16 protein-coding genes are annotated in these 17,412 nt (G+C 61.0%); 3 read left to right on the top strand and 13 right to left on the bottom strand.

Annotated elements, in window-relative coordinates; translation table 11 throughout:
* Positions 1–20: 20 nt before the first annotated feature.
* The 6 genes from wecC to AC57B1_RS26040 all read right to left on the bottom strand — a co-directional run bounded on the left by wecC (position 21) and on the right by AC57B1_RS26040 (position 7,137).
* Positions 21–1,265 (bottom strand): UDP-N-acetyl-D-mannosamine dehydrogenase, encoded by a 1,245-nt coding sequence (gene wecC / locus AC57B1_RS26065; RefSeq protein ID WP_091802943.1) that lies wholly within the window; start codon positions 1,263–1,265, stop codon positions 21–23.
* Positions 1,266–1,396: 131 nt separating this feature from the next.
* Complete coding sequence (locus tag AC57B1_RS26060) at positions 1,397–3,607, bottom strand: polysaccharide biosynthesis tyrosine autokinase (RefSeq protein ID WP_496419103.1); 2,211 nt, start codon at positions 3,605–3,607, stop codon at positions 1,397–1,399.
* Positions 3,608–3,610: 3 nt separating this feature from the next.
* On the bottom strand, positions 3,611–4,033 hold the full coding sequence (locus AC57B1_RS26055) for a low molecular weight protein-tyrosine-phosphatase (RefSeq protein ID WP_408348450.1): 423 nt from the start codon (positions 4,031–4,033) through the stop codon (positions 3,611–3,613).
* 11 nt (positions 4,034–4,044) lie between these two features.
* Positions 4,045–5,247, bottom strand: coding sequence for a polysaccharide biosynthesis/export family protein (locus AC57B1_RS26050; protein ID WP_496419328.1), 1,203 nt, complete (start codon positions 5,245–5,247; stop codon positions 4,045–4,047).
* A gap of 155 nt (positions 5,248–5,402) precedes the next feature.
* Positions 5,403–6,818 (bottom strand): undecaprenyl-phosphate glucose phosphotransferase, encoded by a 1,416-nt coding sequence (locus AC57B1_RS26045; RefSeq protein WP_496419102.1) that lies wholly within the window; start codon positions 6,816–6,818, stop codon positions 5,403–5,405.
* A gap of 169 nt (positions 6,819–6,987) precedes the next feature.
* Positions 6,988–7,137 (bottom strand): hypothetical protein, encoded by a 150-nt coding sequence (locus AC57B1_RS26040; protein WP_408347910.1) that lies wholly within the window; start codon positions 7,135–7,137, stop codon positions 6,988–6,990.
* A gap of 143 nt (positions 7,138–7,280) precedes the next feature.
* Between AC57B1_RS26040 and AC57B1_RS26035 the strand changes: the two genes are divergently transcribed.
* Positions 7,281–8,258 (top strand): 2-dehydropantoate 2-reductase, encoded by a 978-nt coding sequence (locus AC57B1_RS26035; RefSeq protein WP_496419101.1) that lies wholly within the window; start codon positions 7,281–7,283, stop codon positions 8,256–8,258.
* A 107-nt stretch (positions 8,259–8,365) separates the two neighbouring features.
* Here the strand turns inward: AC57B1_RS26035 and AC57B1_RS26030 are convergent, their stop codons facing one another.
* The 3 genes from AC57B1_RS26030 to oxlT all read right to left on the bottom strand — a co-directional run bounded on the left by AC57B1_RS26030 (position 8,366) and on the right by oxlT (position 12,255).
* Positions 8,366–9,817: an aldehyde dehydrogenase family protein gene (locus tag AC57B1_RS26030; RefSeq protein ID WP_496419327.1), complete on the bottom strand. Its 1,452-nt coding sequence runs from the start codon at positions 9,815–9,817 to the stop codon at positions 8,366–8,368.
* Between the two features lie 80 nt (positions 9,818–9,897).
* Positions 9,898–10,881, bottom strand: a complete 984-nt coding sequence (locus AC57B1_RS26025; RefSeq protein WP_408483137.1) for a LysR family transcriptional regulator — start codon at positions 10,879–10,881, stop codon at positions 9,898–9,900.
* A gap of 30 nt (positions 10,882–10,911) precedes the next feature.
* On the bottom strand, positions 10,912–12,255 hold the full coding sequence (gene oxlT, locus AC57B1_RS26020) for an oxalate/formate MFS antiporter (protein ID WP_091802959.1): 1,344 nt from the start codon (positions 12,253–12,255) through the stop codon (positions 10,912–10,914).
* 407 nt (positions 12,256–12,662) lie between these two features.
* Between oxlT and AC57B1_RS26015 the strand changes: the two genes are divergently transcribed.
* Positions 12,663–13,610, top strand: coding sequence for a LysR family transcriptional regulator (locus tag AC57B1_RS26015; RefSeq protein ID WP_091802961.1), 948 nt, complete (start codon positions 12,663–12,665; stop codon positions 13,608–13,610).
* A 96-nt stretch (positions 13,611–13,706) separates the two neighbouring features.
* Positions 13,707–14,012 (top strand): hypothetical protein, encoded by a 306-nt coding sequence (locus AC57B1_RS26010; RefSeq protein WP_091802963.1) that lies wholly within the window; start codon positions 13,707–13,709, stop codon positions 14,010–14,012.
* A 62-nt stretch (positions 14,013–14,074) separates the two neighbouring features.
* Here the strand turns inward: AC57B1_RS26010 and AC57B1_RS26005 are convergent, their stop codons facing one another.
* From AC57B1_RS26005 to AC57B1_RS25990, 4 genes are all read right to left on the bottom strand, one after another.
* The gene (locus AC57B1_RS26005; RefSeq protein ID WP_496419100.1) at positions 14,075–14,992 is read right to left on the bottom strand and encodes an NAD(P)(+) transhydrogenase (Re/Si-specific) subunit beta; all 918 of its coding nucleotides are present in this window, start codon (positions 14,990–14,992) and stop codon (positions 14,075–14,077) included.
* A gap of 63 nt (positions 14,993–15,055) precedes the next feature.
* Positions 15,056–15,874 (bottom strand): fumarylacetoacetate hydrolase family protein, encoded by an 819-nt coding sequence (locus AC57B1_RS26000; protein ID WP_496419099.1) that lies wholly within the window; start codon positions 15,872–15,874, stop codon positions 15,056–15,058.
* Between the two features lie 27 nt (positions 15,875–15,901).
* Entirely contained in the window at positions 15,902–17,149 is a 1,248-nt protein-coding gene (frc, locus tag AC57B1_RS25995; RefSeq protein ID WP_408182360.1) for a formyl-CoA transferase, read from the bottom strand.
* A gap of 24 nt (positions 17,150–17,173) precedes the next feature.
* Positions 17,174–17,359: a hypothetical protein gene (locus AC57B1_RS25990; RefSeq protein ID WP_496419098.1), complete on the bottom strand. Its 186-nt coding sequence runs from the start codon at positions 17,357–17,359 to the stop codon at positions 17,174–17,176.
* Between the last annotated feature and the right edge of the window lie 53 nt (positions 17,360–17,412).

The raw sequence follows: 17,412 nt of genomic DNA, 5'->3' as shown, positions 1-17,412 counted from the left end.
ACGCTGAAGGACGGGGTGCGCTACGCATGCGCCAGCACGCCGCGCGTGTCGATCACGACCTTCGCCTGAAAGCGGACTGGATCCACGCGCCGGAACTGCGCATGGTCGACCAGAATGACGATGATGTCCGCCTCCAACAGCGCTTCGTTCAATTCGCAGAGCCGCACCTTACCGTCGAGCGCCGCGGGCAAGGTTCTGACATTGGGTTCGACGACCACCACCTGCCCCGCGAATCTCTCCGCGAGTTCGTCAGCGATTTCGACCGCCGGGCTCTCACGCAGGTCGTCGATATTCGCTTTGAAGGCCAGCCCGAGACATGCGATCACCGGCTCCTTGAAGCGTCGCGCAGCGCGCTCGACGCGGTCAATGACATAGCCCGGCTTGGCGTCGTTGACGGTTCTCGCGGTACGAATCAGACGCGCCTGCTCGGGCGCTGAATCGACGATGAACCAGGGGTCGACGGCGATGCAATGGCCTCCCACTCCAGGGCCTGGCTGCAGGATGCTTACACGTGGATGCCGGTTCGCAAGCCGGATCAGTTCCCACACGTTAATATCGAGCTTATCGCAAATGATCGAGAGTTCGTTCGCGAAGGCAATGTTCACGTCGCGGAATGAGTTCTCGGTAAGCTTGCACATCTCGGCTGTTCGAGCATCCGTCAAGATGCAATCGCCGCGCACGAAGCTTTGATAGAGTTCGCGTGCCAATTCGCTGCACCGTGGCGTCATTCCGCCGATTACGCGGTCGTTCTCAACCAGTTCCCGAATCACGTGACCGGGTAGCACGCGCTCCGGACAATGTGCGATACGGATGTCGGATAGCTCGCCAGCCTGTTGCGGAAAAGTGAGATCGGGACGGAGCTCCGACATCCAGGCCGCCATCTGTTCCGTCGTGCCGACCGGCGATGTCGATTCGAGCACCACGAGATCACCCTTCTTGAGCACCGGCGCAATCGCGTGGCTCGCCGCCTCGATGAAACGGAGGTCCGGTTTGTAGCCGTCCGAGAAAGGTGTCGGCACCGCGATAAGGAACGCATCTGCCGGCTCAGGCGTGATGGTCGCACGCAGATAGCCTTGCGTTACCGCCGCGTGCACCAGCATGTCGAGTTCCGGCTCGACAATGTGAATGGCGCCGCGGTTAATGGTGTCGACCGCATGCTGACTAATGTCCACGCCGATAACACGCTTGCGGCGCGCCGCAAATGCGGCTGCAGTCGGCAGACCGATGTAGCCGAGGCCAACTACCGAAACAGTTTCAAAATCCATTTCTTTTCTATATCCGTAGGCAAATTGTGTTCGCTCGGACCGCTGGAGCCGGACCTCGCGAACCCGGACGTGACGCGATACGACCGTCGTGGAAGGCACCGCACCGATCCGCGGCAGTTTGTTGAAATCGATTACCTGGCCTTTTCCGCCCCATACTCGGAGAATGCGCCATACGCGCTGGCGCGATGGGGCACACCGTTCAACAGGACGCCGTCGACGGCGCGACCCGCGCTACCCAGTTGTCGCGTGCTTTCCTGGAGCTCGGCGGCCGAGTGGCGTCCGTGACGGACAACGAGCAATGTCAGGCCCGCGTGTTTTGCAACCAGCACCGGGTCGGTCACCGCGAGTACCGGCGGTGAATCGACGATCACCACGTCGTACAGCTTGCTGAAGTGCGCGAGCAATTTTCCGAAGGCATCGCTCATCAGCATTTCAGCCGGACTGGAGGCCACGCTTCCACTCGTCAGTACATCAAGGTTCGGCAGAACCTGACGGTGGACAGCACTGGTCGGTTCGACTCCACCGATCACATCGGATAGGCCCGGTTTGCTGGGAAGCGAGAAGTACCTGTGCACGTCGCCCCGGCGCATGTCCGAGTCGATCAACAGAACGCGCTTACCGCCTGCCGATAGCACCGCGGACAAGTTCACCGAGAGAAACGACTTGCCGACTCCTGGCCGCGGCCCCGTCAACATCACGATGTTGTTGTGCGATTTGAGCAAGCCGAATTGCAATGCGGTCCTCAGACTGCGGATTCCTTCGACCGCGATATCGTCGGGCTGAACCGCCGCGAGCACGTTCAAGCCCTGCACGCCACCACGCGCCGCCTGTTGTAGCGCCCGCTGCCGCGTGCTCTTCGAGACGATCGCGTATACCGGCACGCCGACAGCGCCTTCGATTTCCGACGGGGTCTCGAGCCCGCGATTCAGCGTGCTGCGCACAAATGCGACGGAGCATCCGAGCAGCAGACCGATGACACCCGACAACGCAATCACCAAGGTTTTCTTCGGCTTCACGGGCCTTTCGGCCACCTCGGCGTAGTCGACTGTGTGAACGTTCCCCAACTGGCCCGCCTTTAATACGCGCAATTGCTGCGCGCTATCCAGCAGCTTCGTGTACAGGTCCGTATCGACCCGCACATCGCGCAGGAGACGGAGTTCCTGTTGCTGAACATTCGGCAAAGCAGCGACTTTCTCATTGAAAGCAGCCTGCTGTTTCTGCAGTTCCGCAATCTGGGCGTCGATAGCCTGCACTGAGGGATGTTCGACCGTGTACCGTTGTGCAAGCGCAGAACGTTGTTGCTGTAACTCGATCAACCTGGTTTGACTATCGACGATTGACTGCAACAGGAGTTTGCCTTCGGCCTCCAGATCGACGGTGCCTTTCTCAGTGCGGAACGCGTTATATTTCGACTCGGCTTCGTCGAGGTCCGCGCGTAACTGAGGAAGTTGTTCGCCGAGGAACTGCAACATCTGCTGTGCCTGCGCAGACTTCCTGTCCACATTTCGCTGAACGTAAATGCTCGCAACACGGTTAACGGTCGCAGCGGCGCTCGCCGCGTCCGCGCCTTCAAGCGAGACAGCGACAATGCCCGACTGTTTCGCCTTCTCCCTGATATTGAGCGCGCTTTGCAGATCCGCTGCCGTAAGTTGTGTCGAGGCCCTCGCAAGATTGAACGACGTGTCCGCGCGCGCAACCATGCGGTTCACGCTCAGTTGCACCGGACCATACCGCGTCATACCCTGCGCCGTGGCGCCAACATGGCCGTGCAGCACCGTGCGGCCATCCGGGCCCTGGAGTTCGAATGCCTGGTTCGCCTCCACCATCAATCTGAAAGACTGATCGTAAAGCGCGGCGGGGACGTCGAATTGCGTCACATCCAGACTCTCACCGCCCCACGCGAAACGACTCATCCCCAAGACGGGATCCGCCGGAGCGCCTGCGGTCACATACCGCGCGACCAGCGCGCCGATTAAGGGAAACCGGTACGGCGTTGCCTTCACGTCGAGATGCAAACTACGGACGGTTTCTTCCGCCACCCTCCGCGATCGGATCAGTTCAATTTCGGCGTCGGTCGACGCCTTGCTCTGGAACAAGGATGCAAGGTCGCCGAGGTTGTCGTTGAGCGTATCGCTGCCAGGGTCGCTGTCGACCTGAATCATCACATCGGCTTTGTACAATGGCGTGGCGAAAAACGCATAGGCCACGCCGAGAAACAGCATTGCCGCAGTGGTCAGCGCAATGAGAAGCCGGTTCTCGCCCAACAAGGCAATGACATCGGACAGCGTGATTTCCTTTTCGCTCAGCGCGTCGGCCGAGCGTTCCCGATCAAGTAATTTCATAATTCAGTGCATCAACCTGGCAATGTCTTCGCACCATTTCAAAACGCTGTGCTCGATTTGCGCGAAAGCCAGTTCAAAAATGACACGATGCCGCTGATACGGATCCACAATATCAAGTTGCTCATGCTCGCCCAACCGGAATACCTTCCCCCTTGCGAACGGGAATCGATCGAGAATCAACGCGCGCTGCGTGTTCGTCATGGTCAGCACGACATCCGCTGCGCGCACGTGTTCGTCGCTCAGTGCCTCTGCCACATGCCCACTAATATCCATCCCATGCTCACGCGCAACCTGGATCGCCATCGGATCCGCATGCCGGCCAACGAGCGCTCGCGTACCTGCCGAACTCACTGAAACGAGTGGCAGCGCCCGCTCGAGAAGCGCCCGCGCCACCGGACTCCTGCAGATATTCCCCTCACACACCATCAAAACCCGGGTCATTTCGCAATCACCCCCGCAGTCAAGCCCGTGCTGATCAACGGCATCAACAAACTCAGCACACGATTGAAGCGAACGAGACCGCTACCATCCACATACACCACGTCCTTCGGTTGCAGCTCGAAATCCTTGGCGAGCAGCATCGCGACCGGTGAATGGCCGTCGAGGTGAAACACTTGCGGCGTGCCCGTCAGCGAACCGCGGATCACGAACATCTGGGCAGCGTCGGCGGTCGAAGCATTCACGCTGCCGGCCTGCGCAAGAGCGTCGGCCAGCGTCATGTGCCCCGTTCGGCGCGGAATCGCAGAGACCGGTTTGTTCACTTCGCCCATCACATACGCGTCGTTTTCGTCACGCGACACGACGCGCAGCAGGTCGCCTGGTTTCAGATAGAGGCGCGACGGGCTCAATCCCTGTGCAAGCATCTGGGTCAGGTTCACGCGATAAGACCGTTCGCCGCGAACCAGAACGAGGTCGCTCTGGTCGGCCGCTTCACTAAATCCACCTGCGCGGCCCACTGCTTCGTAAAGCGACATGGGCACGTCGTTGACCGCCAATGTGCCGGGGCTACGCACTTCTCCATCCACGTACACCTGGTGCGCCCGATACGACGCCATCCGCACGGTCACTTGCGGTTTGACCAGGTACTTGCCGAGCACGCTGCTCAACCGTTGCTGTATCTCTTCGGTGCGCAGGCCAGCCACTTGCAGGGTGCCTGCGTACGGAAATGTCAGGCCGCCGTTCTGATCGACGACGAATCCAGCGAGCGGATCACCCGGCCGCGACGAAGATTGCGTTTGTGCCGACCCAAGTGCCGCCGCGAATTCCGGATGGTCCCATACGACAATTTGCAGCACATCGCCCGGCCCGACCGTGTATGCCAACGGCGCTCCGGAGAGCAATTGCGACAGTTCGATCTGCTGCTGTTTCCGGCTTTGAGCCAGTTGCGAGATCAACTCCGCGTCGACTTCCCTGATGGCGATGTCCGGTGTGCCCGCCGTTGCATCGGCCTTTTCGCTTGCCGCGCCTTCGCTGGCTTCTCCAACCACGCTCGACGTATTGGACCCACCCGACTTGTCCTGCACGCGAGACGTTTCCATTCGCATACCTGGCGCCACTGCACATCCACCGGTCAGCAGGATTACCGCTGCCATCAAAACCCCATGCCTGAACGCCGGCCGGGTTGAAAATACCGCTAACATCTTGTTCAACCTATTCAAGAGAACGCGCCGAAGCCGCGTTCTCGCTGCCCGCTATTGGGCAGATTTCATTCATATTCCACTGGGATATGCGCCGTCTTCCACAATCGGCACGGCTTCATGATCAATCTGGTTTCAGATCGCGATGAAGCCGCGCGTCAATACGCATTCCGATGCCGCAACCCCTTCACCACCGTCGCAAACACAATCCGCATATCCAACCCAAACGACCAGTTACGCAAGTAGTACAGATCGTGTTCCACCCGTGCCTGCATCTTTTCAACCCGATCCGTCTCTCCGCGAAAACCGTTGACTTGAGCCCACCCGGTAATACCCGGCTTGATCCGGTACCGATGGATATAACCGTCGACGATGCCGCGATACTCGTCATCGTGTTCGATCGCGTGGGGCCGCGGCCCCACCACCGACATCTCCCCGCGCAGCACATTCAGAAACTGCGGCAATTCATCGAGACTCGTGCGACGCAAGAACGCGCCCACGCGAGTGACACGCGGATCGCCACGCGTAGCCTGACGAACGACACCGGTGCGCGCCGCGTGCTTGCGCATGGAGCGAAACTTGTAAATGCGAAACACACGTCCGTCCGCGCCCTTGCGCCGCTGGGTGAACAACACCGGCCCCTCCGACGTCGCCTTGACGGCCACTGCAATCGTCACCATCACCGGCGCCAACGCGAGCAACGCCGTGAGCGCGAACAGCCGGTCGAAAACCGCCTTCTGAACCAACGCGTACGGAGTCATTGGCGATGCCATCAGATTGATGGCCGGCGTGCCAATCAGATCGACCACGTTCCGATCGAACATCGCAAGACTGCGTACGTCAGGAATGAAGCGCACGTTGACCAGGTCTCCGCTGAATTCGTCGAGGATCCGCAGCACGGTGTCCTCCTCTGACATGGATAGCGCGAGCCACACTTCTTCGACCTGCTCACTGCGTACCCAGTCAGCGAATTCGGGCAGACACCCGAACGACGGCAAGCCCGGAAAATCAGATTCGTTCCCCTGCCGCGTGTTGAACGTGGCAACCATCCGGAAGCCCGCTTCCGGCGAGCGCATGATATTGGCGATCACACGGTCGCGATGCGCGCCGACGCCCACCACCGCCACCGTGCGCAGGTTGCCTCCCGCCCGCCTCATGCGGCCGAGTACCGCATGCACCAGCAGTCGCGAAACGACCAGCCCAACCGCCGTGATCGCGGTCCAACTCACGCACCAGAGCCGCGACACTGATGCAGCACGGTGAAGCAGGAACAACATGGCAAGTCCGCATACCTGCACCGCGATCCAGCCGAATACGATGTTGAAACTCAAACGCCATTTCGACCGCCCGCGCCACGAGTCGTACACGCCGAACCATGGCAAGAGCAAGATGGCGAACGCCATATCGAACGCGACGAACGCACCCTCGAAAATCGACAGACCCGGACGAGGCACAAACGCGAGCGAGGCCAACGACGCGCCCAACGCAATCAACATCACGTCGAGCAGGCGCGCCAACATGCTGTCCACGTCCGCTAAATTCCGGCCGGCGGGTTGACGAATTGCCGTTCGCATGGACCTTGCCCTAACACGCGTGAGGGTCGCGGCGCCGGGCACCAGCTTCCACGCCATGCAGACGGGTCTCCGGTGCCACATGCGCGAACGTGACGGAATAGTCCAAAGCAGTCCTCGGCCTCATGGCATCACCCTCAATACAGTTCATTTGCAATGCCGACCGAATGCATCACTTTTCAAAGAGATCGCATTCTGCCTCCATCAAGATCGTCCAAAGATGGGAAATTTCCCAAGTAGCCACAGCATTCGTCAGCTTGGAAATCCAATCTTTGGGAACGACTCTGAATTCTCCAAAACAGTCCGGTTTCTGGTCGTCCATAACCTATCCCTAATGGACTCGTTGAGAAACTTTAACTATCTGCAATCGTCTCCTCCCCTTATGCTCGAACAGTGACCCGCAAACCGTGTACGGCGAGAGACGGCACCGGGCAGGAGACTATTCATCGTCAGAGGAGCGGCATCATGAAGATCTGTATCTTCGGAGCAGGAGCGATTGGCGGCTTGATGGGTGTGCAGCTGGCACGCGCCGGCGCGGATGTGAGTTTCGTCGCGCGCGGCGCGCATCTCGCTGCCATGCGCGAACACGGAGCGCGTCTGATCATGGACGGCGAGACGTTCAGCGCGCCGGTACGCTGCACGTCCGATCCGCGCGAACTCGGCGTGCAGGACTTCGTGATCATTACGCTGAAAGCGCATTCGCTGCCCGGCGTGGTCGATGCGATGCAGCCGCTGCTCGGCAAACACACGGCGATCGTCACGGGCGTCAACGGCATACCGTACTGGTACTTCTACCAACACGGCGGCCGATTCGCCGGCACGCGGCTCGCGAGTGTCGACCCCGACGGCGGTCAATGGACGAAGCTCGGCCCTGAACGGGCGATCGGCTGCGTGCTGTATCCCGCCGCCGAAATCGTCGAACCCGGCGTCATCAAGCATGTGTACGGCAAGAAGTTCCCGATTGGCGAGCCAAGCGGAGAACGCACGCCGCGCATTCAGCAATTGCACGAGATCATGCAAGCGGCCGGTTTCGAAGCGCCGATTCGCGACAATGTCCGCGACGAAATCTGGCTCAAGCTATGGGGCAACCTGTGCTTCAACCCGATCAGCGCATTGACGCACGCCACGCTCGACGTGCTCACCAGCGACCCAGGCACCCGTGCCGTATCGCGCACGATGATGCTGGAAGCCAAGCGCATTGCAGATCAGTTCGGCGTGCACTTTCGCGTCGATGTGGAAAAGCGTATCGACGGTGCGGGCGCGGTCGGCGCGCATAAGACCTCGACGCTGGTCGACCTGGAGAATCGTCGTCCAATGGAGATCGATCCGCTGTTGACGGTGGTGCAGGAAATGGGCCGCCTCGTCGCCGAACCCACGCCGACTATCGATGTCGTGCTGGCGCTCATCAAACTGCGTGAGCGGATGGCATTGCAGGGAGATTGAGGCCTGGAAACACAATTTCGCCGTTGAACGACTGCAAGCAAAAGAGGATCGCACGCCACGCGCGTTCGATCCTCTTTCCTTTAGCGGCTACTTGTTACCACTGATCGCTACTGGTCGATAGCGAGCCACACGGCTTTAGGCTCGGTGAAGTTTTCAATCGCGACGTCGCCGTGTTCGCGGCCGAACCCGGAGTCGCCGGAGCCTCCCCACGGCAGGCGCACATCGGTGTAGCCGTAAGTGTTGATCCACACTGTCCCCGCCTTCAGATCGCGCGCAACCCGATGCACGCGGCCGATATCCGCGCTCCACACGCCCGCGGCGAGGCTATACAGCGTGCCATTGGCGATCCGTATCGCGTCGGCTTCGTCGTTGAATCGAATTACGCTCGCCACGGGACCGAAGATCTCCTCCTGCGAAATGCGCATCTCATGCTCGACGTTGGCGAAGACAGTCGGCTCGACAAAGAAGCCGCGCTCGCCCACTCGCGCGCCGCCGGTCACAAGCGACGCGCCTTCGGAGCGCCCTGTTTCGACATAGCCCAACACCGTCTTCATTTGCGCCGCGGAGATGAGCGGCCCCATGGACGTATCTCGCGCCGACGGATCGCCGATCTTGATCGACTTCGCGCGAGCGGCGAGGCGCTCGACCACTTCGTCGTACACATCGCGATGGGCGAGAATGCGCGAGCCCGCCGAGCACACCTGGCCGGTGTTGAAGAAGATCCCCGCCGCCGCGGCGCGCACCGCATTGTCGAGATTGGCATCCGGAAAAATCAGGTTGGCCGATTTACCGCCGAGTTCCAGCGTGACGCGCTTGAAGTTGCCGGCCGCGCCTTGCAGAATGCCGCGCCCCACGGAAGGCGAACCCGTGAACGTCACCTTGTCGACGCCCGGATGCGCGACCAGCGCATCGCCGACCACGCGTCCCTTGCCCGTGACGATATTCAGCACACCCGGCGGCACGCCCGCTTCGAGTGCCAGTTCGCCGATACGCAATGCGCTCAGCGGCGTGATCTCAGCGGGTTTGACGATCAGCGTACAGCCACACGCCAGCGCAGGCGCGATCTTCCACATGCCGATCATCAGCGGGAAATTCCACGGCACGATCGCGGCGACCACGCCGACGGGTTCACGCAACGTGTATGTCAATGCATCGGGGCGCACCGGCACGACCTGACCGTTGATCTTGTCGCACCAGCCTGCGTAGTATTCGAGCGTATCGATCGCGGCCGGAATGTCCTGGCGCATGACCGCGGCGATCGGCTTGCCGGCGTCGAGGCTTTCGAGCGCGGCGAGTTCTTCGAGATTCGCGCGCATCAGCGCGGCGAAGCGCATCAGAATGCGGCCGCGCTCAGCGGTTCGTATCGCGTTCCATACTTTCAATGCTGCACGCGCCGCGTGCACTGCCGTGTCCACGTCGGCGGAACTGCCTTGCGCAACCAGTGCGATCGGCTCTTCGGTGGCGGGGTTGATGTCGACGGAATATTCGCCGGTGCCGGGCGGCAAGCGCTTGCCGTCGATAAGCAGATCATGGCGCCTGAGGTCGGTTTCAGTTTCCATCATGAAGCTCCTTGCTTGAGATGCTGGCTGAGATGTTGCATGGGCTGAATGCTTGCGAACCGGTTTGGGATGAGGGCTGACTAGGGCTCGTGGAGTACGGCGCCGTCGCGCGCAACGGTCATCCCCGTTCGCATTGCGGAAATGGATGGCTGAGCGTCGGCGGCGTCTGAAGGCGCGCCGGCTGGCGCGGAAAACTGTGCCCACGCCGCCGCGGCGTTGGGCCTCAGGGAACGGTTGCGGCGATGCACGAGCAGCGTCGTCAGACTCATCCCCGGCTCAAGCGGCCGGCTAACGAGTGACGGGCCCACTGCTGGCCAATGCGCGTCGATGGGTAATATGCCGACGCCGAGCCCCAGTTCGACCATGCGCAACACTGCCGCGACATGCCCGAACTCCTGCACCGGCCGGCGCTTCACGCCGTTCGTATGGAAGGCGAGTTCGAGCGCCGCGCGCACACCCGTATCGGCATTCAGCGTAACGAGCGCCCATTCGTGCAATGCGCTCCACGCCACGGTGGCATGACGTGCAAGCGGATGCGCGGGCGGCATCACCGCGTGGAGCGGGGTCGTGAAGACGACTTGCGCGTGCAACAGATCGCCGGCGAGCGGCTCGGCGAGCGAGACCACGCCGAAGTCCACTTCGCCTTGCTCGACGCTCGCGAGCACACCGCTTTGCGGCTGATCCCTGACGGAGACGATCAACTCGGGAAAAGCCGCCGCGCATCGCGCGAGCCCTTGGGCCACCCAGCTCGACGACAACACCGGATTGCTCGCCAGCACCACCACGCCGGTATGCCCGTCGTAAGCGGCTCGCTCTTCACGCAGCGTCAGGTCGATTTCATCGAGCAGCCGGCCAATCCTTCGTTCGAGACTCGCACCCGCATGAGTCAGTTCGACCTGGCGGGTAGTACGGTCGAATAGTTTAAGTTCGACCGCTTCTTCGAGTTCGCGGATACAACGGCTCACCGCCGATTGCGTCAACTCGAACTCACGCGCCGCGCGCGTGAAACTCCGCTCACGCGCAACGGCGACGAACACCTTGAGTTGCTGCAACGATACATTCATGACTTCACTGCCGGGCGCGGGCCGCTCACCCTATTCTCCTGTCTGCTCAGGCCAGTGACTCAGCCGCGAGGCCTTGCCCGTGCCGGCAACCGCCAGCACACCCTGAGGCTCATTGTGCGTTTCGATCCAGCGTGAGCGCATCGGGGCGAGTATGAACTTCGCGGAGATGCCCGCGGCGATCGTCACGACGGCGGAGACGATGAAGACGAGACTCCAGCCACCCGTCGCCGACAGCACTGAAGCAATCGGCACCAGCAGCGAAGCCGTGCCCTTCGCGGTGTACAAGGTACCCGCATTGGCCGCCGCATACTTGCTGCCGAAGGTATCCGCACAGATCGCCGGGAAGATCGAGAAGATTTCGCCCCAGAAGAGGAAGATCAACGCGGCGAACGTCATGAACGCATACGGGTTGGTGCCGTATTGCATCAAGCCGAGCAACGCCAAACCCTCGCCGATAAAGATCACGAACATGGTGTTTTCACGGCCGAGCTTGTCGGAGATGAAGCCGCACAACGGACGCGTAAAACCGTTGCACACGTTGTCGATGGAAAGCGTGGCGGTCAGGAGCGGCAAGGTCATACCGAAGATCGTCATCGGAATGCGTGCGAGGCCCCAGTCTTTCGCAATCGGACCGATCTGCGCGGTGGCCATCAGACCGCCCGCGGCCACCGCCACGAACGAGACGTAGATCACCCAGAACACCGGCGTTTTGATCATCTGACCCGGCGTGAAGTCCACCTTCGAAACGGCGAACTTCTTCTTCGGTGCGGGTTGCTGGCGCAGGTTCGGCTTCTTCAACAGCAGTGCGAGCGCCAGAATGCATCCGCCTTGCAGAATGCCGAAGAAGAAGAACGTGTGCTCATAGCCCGAACGCGTAATCATGTTGGCAATCGGAATCACCGTCACCGCCGCGCCCGCGCCGAAGCCCGCAGCCGTGAGACCTGCGGCAAGACCGCGCCGGTCGGGAAACCATTTCAACGCATTGCCCACGCAGGTGCCATACACGCCACCCGCGCCGATCCCGGCGATGACCGCGGAAACATACAGCATCGGCAAGGTCGTGGCATATGAGTTCATCACCCATGCAATGCCCGCGCATATCGCTCCGCCCGCGACCACGGGCCGAGGCCCGAACCGGTCGACCAGCCAGCCTTCGAGCGGCACGAGCCACGTCTCAGTCAGAATGAAGATTGCAAACGCAAGTTGAATCGACGCTTCGCCCCAGTGATGCCGCGCGTTCATCGGGGTGACGAACAACGTCCAGGCGTATTGAAGATTGGCGACCAGTGCCATGCACACCATGCCGATGACGAGTTGCCACCAACGGTTCGCCCAAAACACCCGGGCCTTGGTCTGCTGAGTGAATTCGTCCATGAGCCTTGTCTCCACTATTTATTTAGTGCAGCCGACCAACGTCCCGATGGAAGTCCCTTCGATGACGCGCCGGACTGTATACATCCCACCTTATGGTTGTGCCCCGAAAAGCCGTGCTCCCGGGAATATCTGATATTTGCGTCTTTAATCCGTTGCTTTAAAAATCCACCCGCTTAATTCATTGCATTCTGAAAATACTTTATTCCGATCAATTAAAACTTCGCATTGCGACGAGGCTGTCTCCGCCGGTCCATAAGGCCTGAAATCCAAGCGTTAACCCGAGTACTTCACCCACTGCTCTGGCGGCATTTCCGCTTTCTTATACAGAGTCATGCTAGGGTCATTGCTGAATTACTAATAATTAAAGTTTGTTATTATGTTGATTCACGTTTGCTTATACATCGGCCATGACGATGCGAAATGCGACTCTGCGACAACTGAAGGTCTTCGAAACGGTGGCGCGCCACCTGAGCTTCTCGCGCGCCGCCGAGGAATTGCATCTCACGCAGCCGGCCGTCTCCACTCAGGTCCGGCAACTCGAAGAACATGCCGGGCTGCCGCTGTTCGAACAGCTCGGCAAAAAAATCTATCTGACGCCGGCGGGCACCGAAATGCTTCACTACAGCCGCGCGATCATCCAGCAATTCCACGAAGTCGACGAGGCGATGAGTCAGCTCAAGGGCGTCTCCGGCGGCAAGCTGAACGTCGCGGTGATCAGCGCGGGCGACTACTTCTTTCCCCGACTGCTGGCCGAATTCACGCGCCGCTATTCGGGTGTCGTGCTCAATCTCGCCGTGCACAACCGCGAGGAACTGCTGCATCAGCTCGCTACCAACCAGACCGATCTCGCGGTAATGGTGCGCCCGCCCCACGAAACCGACGCGACCAACGAGCCGTTCGCGCCGCACCCGTACGTGATCGTGGCGGCGCCCACGCATCCGCTCGCGCATAAGCGCAACATCAAGATCGGCCAGTTGGCGAATGAAGCCTTCATCGTGCGGGAACGCGGCTCGGACACATGGAATTCGATGGAAGAAGGTTTCGCCGGGCGCCTTGCCAACCTCAAGATCGCCATGGAGATCAAGAGCACCGAGACGATCAAGCAGGCTGTGATCGCGGGCATGGGCATCGCCTTTCTGTCCGCGCATACGATCAGCCTCGAACTGCAACTCGGTCATCTGGTCGTGCTCGATGTCGAGAGCTTTCCGGTCATGCTCAACTGGTACGTGGTGCACCGCAAGAACAAGCGCCTGCCGCCGGTAGCGGTCGCCTTCAAGCGCTTCCTCATGGAAGAAGGCGCGAATCTGATCGAGAAGATCACGCGCGTCAGGGAATTGAGCGTGTATAAGCAGTAGGCTATGGAGAAGCAATAAAACTTTAACTATTGAAAATTCATCAGGACTTCTATGCTGCAAGCGAGTTCCATCACTCGTCAGCCCAGGAGGCCGATCATGAATCACGCTTCGGTTGAATCCCATGCCAGCGCGCACCCTGACCGTGCCGCTTCGATCCATCCCGACGATGCCCACCTGAGCGCGTACAACGCCGCTTTCAGCGATCTCGGCCTGCGTTTTCGCTGGGATCGCGCCACGCTCGACGTGCTCAAGGAATTCAACAGTGAAGCGGCCCGTATCACCGCCTATATCGAGCGGTTTCACTCCCATCTCCATCGTGCCTACGATACCGACTTCCTCGCTCAACTGATTCTGCACAAGAAGTCGCAGTACTTCAGCGAGTTCACGGCGACAGGCGACTGAGAGCGTCGGCGGGATTTCGATCCCGCTACGCGTCGCGCTTGTCGTCAGACAGCTGCGTGCGTTCATAAGGCACGCCTCGTGGTGGCGCGAGTTGAATGATGGTGGGCGCACGCGCGCTTTCGCCCATCCCCATTCATGCTATGCCGTTCGCTTCGACAGCGCGGATATGCTGCCGTTCGCAGGTCGGCTCGCGTTACATCGTGCAGCGCCCAAGCCTGCTCTTCGCCGCCGTGCCATTCGATTCGCTCAAGCAGCCCACGGTTGTCCGTGGTCGCGCTATGACTGTGGCAACGCGCGGCAAACGCGAGTGCGCCTGAATCGTGGCCCTGCTCGCGCGCATTGGAATACTCGCGGCTGGTCATCAGATGCACACCCATTGCACAAGCCACCGAGCTCATCGCGAGTAGCGCGGCCAGTCCGAATGGCTGCGCCTGTTCGGTGACGAAACCGTAGCCGAGCCAGGCGCACAGCAGCAGCGCAAGCAGATTGACGACATCGTGACCAGGACGCGCCACCGCGGCGAAGTCCAATACACCGCGCAGTTTGCAGAACGCAATCGTCGAGGTGGCAAAAATCAACGCGCCGATGAACACGGCGACACAGAGTCCACCGCGCTCCACGCTCGCCTGCGCCGCCGACGACAGATAACGCGCAAAACCACCCGACATGACAGCGAGCCCCATGCCACTGCCCACCAGGGCGACGAGACGCGGCCGCCGCGTCAAGTTGCGTCCGTGCGCCAGCCGCGCGCCGAGCACCGCGCCCGCCGCCGCGGCGCCGACCGTGCCGTCGCTCGCGCCCATGCCCGCAGCGAGAAGCGCCGCGAGTGCGGCGGCCAACGCGCCGACGTGCCAGTCAGGCCGACGCTTCGCTCGCCGTTCGAACTGCAGTTGCCCGACTGCGGCAAGCGCGACGGCGAACACGGAAGCAAATACACCCGCCAGCGAACACCACACGGTACTGTCATACGCTAGCGGCATGCGTGCTCCTCCGAGTCGGAATGCATGGGCACGTGCCCATGCATGGCGAAGTCAGCCAACCGTTCAGACGGCGCTCGAAGCGACTCGCTCCGTGCCGGCCATAGCAACCGCGCGCGCGGCGCTCAAGGTATTGCTCAGCGTGCCGATCCCGTCGACCGTGATCGACACCGTCGCTCCGTCCTTGATCGACCCCACGCCCACCGAGGTGCCGCACGCAATCACATCGCCCGGTTCGAGCGTGAGATCCTGCGAGATCAGACTCACCTGCTCGGCCGGCGAGAAAACCATGTCGGCGAGCGGATAATTCTGCCGCTCCACGCCGTCGAGTGTCGTGACAAGACGTGCGCGCTGCCAGTCGAAACCGGAGACGATCGCCGGCCCGATACAGCAAAACGTATCGAAGCCCTTCGCACGGCACCATTGCGGAAAGTGCGGATTCTCGTTCAGCAGATCGGCAGCGGTGACGTCGTTCACCAGCGTGTAGCCGAAGATCGCTTCGGCGGCCTCTTCGACACTCGCGTCGCGGCAGCGCCGTCCTATCACAATGCCGAGTTCGCCCTCATAGACGATCTTGCCCGCGTAGCTGAGCGGCCTGCGGATCGGCTCACCCGCGCCGATCACCGAACCTGCCGGTTTCAGCAGGAAGAGCGGATGCGCGGGCACGGGCTTGTCGAGCTTCGCCGCCAGCGCGTGATAGTTGTTCCACAGCGCGACGATCTTGCCCGGCGCGCACGGCGCGATCGGGGCGAGCGCGCGCGTCGAGAGCACGGCGCCGGTCGGCACCGGCTGATCGAGACTTTCATACTCGTGCAGATAGCCCCCCTCCACACGGCCGAACACGACGCCGCCGTCGCTCGACATGAATCGCATCCACGTATCCATTCGTCGCTCCCTGTTAGCTTGAATCGTCTAGATCGCGCCGGCAGTGCGCAGTGCGCTGACCTGCTCGGGCGAATAACCGAGTTCGGCCATGACCTCGTCGGTATGCTCGCCGAGCAGCGGGGAACGCGTCACCTCGGTCGGGCTATCGGACAGTTTGATAGGATTGCCAACCGTCAGATATTTGCCGCGAGTCGGGTGATCCACTTCGACGATCGTGCCGGTTTTGCGCAGCGAAGGCTCTTCGGCGATTTCCTTCATCGACAGAATCGGTCCGCACGGAATGTCGTATTTGTTGAGAATCTGCATGGCCTCGAACTTGGTCTTGGTCATGGTCCAGCGTTCGATCTCCGCGAAGATGTCCTTCAGGTGCGGCAGGCGCGCGGCCGGCGTCGCGTAATCAGGATCTGTCGCCCACTCTTCCTTGCCGATCACGTTGCAGATCTTCGCCCACACCGGCGCCTGCGTGATGAAGTAGATATACGCGTTGGGGTCCGTCTCCCAGCCTTTGCACTTCAGGATCCAACCTGGCTGACCGCCGCCCGATGCATTCCCCGCGCGCGGCACTGCTTCACCGAACTGTCCATTCGGATATTGCGGGTACTCTTTCATCGTGCCGGTGCGTTCGAGCCGCTGCTGGTCGCGCAGTTTCACGCGGCACAGGTTCAGTACGCCGTCCTGCATCGCGGCGAGAACGCGCTGGCCGCGTCCGGTGTGTGTGCGCTGATAGAGCGCCGTGACGATGCCGAGCGCCAGATGCAAGCCGGTGCCACTGTCGCCGATCTGCGCGCCCGTCACGACCGGCGGACCGTCGTCGAAGCCGGTGGTCGAGGCCGCGCCGCCCGCGCATTGCGCGACATTCTCGTAGACCTTGCAGTCCTCGTAGGGCCCGGGGCCGAAGCCCTTCACCGAAGCGACGATCATCCGCGGATTCAATTCCTGAATCCGCTCCCACGTGAAGCCCATGCGATCGAGCGCGCCCGGCGCGAAGTTTTCCACCAGCACGTCGCATTTCTGGATCAATGCTTCGAGCACCTGCTTGCCTTCGGGGTTCTTCGTATCGATCGTGACCGAGCGCTTGTTGTGGTTGAGCATCGTGAAGTAGAGGCTGTCCACGTCCGGAATGTCGCGCAACTGCTCACGCGTGATGTCGCCCGCGCCCGCCCGTTCCACCTTGATCACGTCCGCACCGAACCACGCGAGCAGCTGCGTGCAGGTCGGTCCGGATTGCACATGCGTGAAGTCGAGAATGCGCACGCCGTCGAGTGCTTTGCTCATGTCCTGTCTCCTGAAGGGCGCGTCTTATTTGCACATGGTTTGGTTTTTGGTACCCGGCGCATGGTCTCGCGGGTCGCAATGGGCGGGTCCCACATCGAACGCGGTCATGCCGAACGTGCCCTCGCCGGCCGGGCGCGCCTTCTGTTTGAGCGCCTGTTCGGCCTTTGCGCTGCGCGCCGCTGAAATCAGGGGTGAAACAACTGCGGGCATAGTCGTCTCCTAGTCACCTTCGACACATACGGTATGTGATATATCAGATTCAA

The organism is Paraburkholderia sp. BGA-UO-ETr-F21 (genome assembly GCF_059567925.1).
The sequence above is the reverse complement of the archived record's forward strand: the minus strand, read 5'-3'. Positions and strand labels throughout refer to the sequence as shown.

Bases quoted from the DNA above. Each gene is read 5' to 3' on its own strand.
- AC57B1_RS26030 (WP_496419327.1), bottom strand. From the start codon at position 9,817: ATGGAAACTGAAACCGACCTCAGGCGCCATGATCTGCTTATCGACGGC.
- AC57B1_RS26040 (WP_408347910.1), bottom strand. From the start codon at position 7,137: ATGGACGACCAGAAACCGGACTGTTTTGGAGAATTCAGAGTCGTTCCC.
- AC57B1_RS26015 (WP_091802961.1), top strand. From the start codon at position 12,663: ATGACGATGCGAAATGCGACTCTGCGACAACTGAAGGTCTTCGAAACG.
- oxlT (WP_091802959.1), bottom strand. From the start codon at position 12,255: ATGGACGAATTCACTCAGCAGACCAAGGCCCGGGTGTTTTGGGCGAAC.
- wecC (WP_091802943.1), bottom strand. From the start codon at position 1,265: ATGGATTTTGAAACTGTTTCGGTAGTTGGCCTCGGCTACATCGGTCTG.
- AC57B1_RS26025 (WP_408483137.1), bottom strand. From the start codon at position 10,881: ATGAATGTATCGTTGCAGCAACTCAAGGTGTTCGTCGCCGTTGCGCGT.
- frc (WP_408182360.1), bottom strand. From the start codon at position 17,149: ATGAGCAAAGCACTCGACGGCGTGCGCATTCTCGACTTCACGCATGTG.
- AC57B1_RS26005 (WP_496419100.1), bottom strand. From the start codon at position 14,992: ATGCCGCTAGCGTATGACAGTACCGTGTGGTGTTCGCTGGCGGGTGTA.
- AC57B1_RS26035 (WP_496419101.1), top strand. From the start codon at position 7,281: ATGAAGATCTGTATCTTCGGAGCAGGAGCGATTGGCGGCTTGATGGGT.
- AC57B1_RS26010 (WP_091802963.1), top strand. From the start codon at position 13,707: ATGAATCACGCTTCGGTTGAATCCCATGCCAGCGCGCACCCTGACCGT.
- AC57B1_RS26050 (WP_496419328.1), bottom strand. From the start codon at position 5,247: ATGTTAGCGGTATTTTCAACCCGGCCGGCGTTCAGGCATGGGGTTTTG.
- AC57B1_RS26060 (WP_496419103.1), bottom strand. From the start codon at position 3,607: ATGAAATTACTTGATCGGGAACGCTCGGCCGACGCGCTGAGCGAAAAG.
- AC57B1_RS26055 (WP_408348450.1), bottom strand. From the start codon at position 4,033: ATGGTGTGTGAGGGGAATATCTGCAGGAGTCCGGTGGCGCGGGCGCTT.
- AC57B1_RS26045 (WP_496419102.1), bottom strand. From the start codon at position 6,818: ATGCGAACGGCAATTCGTCAACCCGCCGGCCGGAATTTAGCGGACGTG.
- AC57B1_RS26000 (WP_496419099.1), bottom strand. From the start codon at position 15,874: ATGGATACGTGGATGCGATTCATGTCGAGCGACGGCGGCGTCGTGTTC.
- AC57B1_RS25990 (WP_496419098.1), bottom strand. From the start codon at position 17,359: ATGCCCGCAGTTGTTTCACCCCTGATTTCAGCGGCGCGCAGCGCAAAG.